This window comes from Aquicoccus porphyridii (assembly GCF_008369105.1).
GTDB classification, from domain to species: Bacteria; Pseudomonadota; Alphaproteobacteria; order Rhodobacterales; family Rhodobacteraceae; genus Aquicoccus; species Aquicoccus porphyridii.
In genome coordinates, this window is record NZ_VINQ01000169.1 from 1 (window position 1) to 409 (window position 409).

At 74.8% G+C, this 409-nt stretch carries 1 protein-coding gene; it reads left to right on the forward strand.

What is annotated here, in order from left to right:
* A partial coding sequence (locus FLO80_RS24050) for a biotin/lipoyl-containing protein (RefSeq protein ID WP_369333782.1) occupies positions 1-409 on the forward strand: 409 nt, incomplete at both ends.

Genomic DNA, 409 nt, shown 5'->3' on the forward strand with positions numbered 1-409 from the left:
ATCGCCGAGGTCGAACTGGTGGAGTGGCATGTCCAGGTCGGCGACTCGGTCAATGAAGACCAGGTCCTCGCCGAGGTGATGACCGACAAGGCCACGGTGGAGATTCCCTCGCCGGTGGCCGGACGCATCCTCGCCCTCGGCGGCCAGCCGGGCCAGGTGATGGCGGTGGGCGGCGAACTGATCCGCCTGGAGGTGGAAGGTGCCGGCAACCTCGCCGAGAGTCCGGCCGCGGCGACGCCGGCCGCGCCCGTCGCCGCCACCCCGGAGAAACCGAAGGAAGCCCCGGTCGCGGCGCCGAAAGCCGTCGCCGAAGCGCCGCGCGCCTTGCGCGACAGCGAGGCGCCACGGCAGCGGCGCCAGCCCGGCGAACGCCCGCTGGCCTCCCCCGCGGTGCGCCAGCGCGCCCGCG